The 1,955-nt window shown below is 40.6% G+C and carries 2 protein-coding genes; both read left to right on the plus strand.

Translation table 11 applies throughout. The annotated features are described in order from the left end of the window. Nucleotides 1–87: 87 nt before the first annotated feature. A complete protein-coding gene (locus F6K49_RS44430) occupies nt 88–1,326 on the plus strand; it encodes a capsular biosynthesis protein (RefSeq protein ID WP_075895524.1) in 1,239 nt (412 codons plus the stop codon). 78 nt (nt 1,327–1,404) lie between these two features. Next, the coding region (locus tag F6K49_RS44435) for a glycosyltransferase family A protein (protein ID WP_293108320.1) at nt 1,405–1,955 on the plus strand (551 nt) is incomplete at its 3' end.

Below are 1,955 nucleotides of genomic sequence, written 5' to 3' on the forward strand. Positions count from 1 at the left end.
TAAGATTTTTGATGCAACTAATCCATTTTTTATCAAGCTAGACATCATAGACTGGCCCCAGTAACCTAAGCCATTAGGCAGGCTTTAATGAAACCGCAAAACTTTGAAGAAAAAGTAGTTTTCTATTATATAATATCCACCTACTTATTATTTTTTTTAGGCGCACAGTTTGTTTTTGCCCCAGCCCTAGCTTGGCTGCTAACCTTTTATCTAATTAAAAAGCTTTGGCAGCAAACATCAGATACTCCACCGGAAGAAAGGATTCGGATTCCCATTGGAGTATGGGTCTGGATTGTTTGCATATCAGTCATTGGCATAGCCTTAGTTGTGGGTCATTTAGATTGGGGTTTCTCAACTGTTAAAACTATAAAATCTTTTATTAACTCCTTTTTGAGAACTTGGGCCCTTCTCGCCTTATTTCCTTTAATTGGTTGCCTCAACATCCGACCACAAATAATCTATAGAGCAATTTCTATCCTTTCCCTACAAACTCTGATCTTGGTGCCAATTACCTATGGGTTAAGTCTGACTGGGTTAGAGATGCCCTTGTATACTAGCACCCTAATGGCAAAAATTGGTGGTAACAGTCAACGTTACTACGCCGTAAGTCCTTACGTGATAAAAAGTGGTGAAACACGCCTTTTCTTATTTGCGCCTTGGGCTCCAGCATTGGCATTTGCCTGTAACGTACACTTTTTCCTGAGTAGTAGAGACCCGGACATAAAGTGGCGTTTTATTGGTATGATTGGCTGTGCTGCTGCAATTGTGGGTTCAGTGTCCCGGATGGGGATAATCTGCTTAGTGGGTATACCAATACTGGTAACATTTTTGGGAAATCTCACCGAACCCGCTATCCAAATTACAGCAGGAATAGGGAGTTTTATTGGTGGTCTATTTGGTCCCCAACTGCTAATGATAGCTAGAAACTTGAAAGACTCTTTTTCCGGTCAAAGATCTGCTTCGTCGCGGGTTAGGTCGGCCTTAGCTCGGCTTTCTCACCGTAAGTGGGAAGAAGATGCACCGATTTGGGGTCATGCCATTAAAGTGGGTAAAGGCCCTGATGTTGTCGCTGGTATGCCTATTGGGAGTCACCACACTTGGTATGGTGCTTTATATACTCATGGAATCGTCGGTTTTATTGGAATATTTATCCCTATAGTCTATACTTTTATAGAGCTTTTAATTAAAGCTCAAAGGAGTAAAGTTGCCACAACAGCACTAACAATACTACTAGTTTGTATCCTGTTCTCGTTTGGGGAAAATCTAGAGGGATTAGCTTACCTCTACTGGCCTGGTTTGGTTGTAGTAGGGATGGGACTAAAATAACAATGCTCAAGGGGTTTGTCTAGACCTCTTGTGGGAAATTACCATGCAATAATTATATACAAAAAAAGGATAATCGCCATGCCCACCATATCTGTAATAGTTCCAGTTTATAACGGAGAAAAAACTATATTAGAAACGATCCAATCGATTCAAGCACAAACCTTTTCAGATTTTGAGTTAATTATTATTAATGACGGCTCAACTGATGGTACATTAGATGTAATCAGTACAGTCAACGATGATCGATTGAAAGTGTTCTCCTATGAAAATGGCGGATTGCCAGTGGCTCGTAATCGTGGCATTCGTCGCTCTAGGGGCGAATTTATTACGTTTATAGATGCCGATGATTTATGGAAACCCGATAAATTGGAGCTACAGTTAGCAGCACTGCAAAAAAATCCTGAAGCTGGAGTGGCTTACAGTTGGACTGCCTTTATAGATGAGAATAGCAAATTTTTGTTTGCTTGGCAACCACTTTATTGGGAGGGTAATGTTTATCCCGAATTACTAATTCGTAACTTCATATCCAGTGGTTCCAATATCATGGTAAAGCGGAAGTATATTGAAGCCGCTGGAGAATTTGACCCATGCCTAAAATCAGTTGAAGATTGGGATTATTACCTCAGGCT

The organism is Moorena sp. SIO3I6, assembly GCF_010672095.1.

Excerpts from the sequence above, each read along its gene's own strand:
- F6K49_RS44430 (WP_075895524.1), top strand. The coding sequence starts at position 88 with ATGAAACCGCAAAACTTTGAAGAAAAAGTAGTTTTCTATTATATAATA.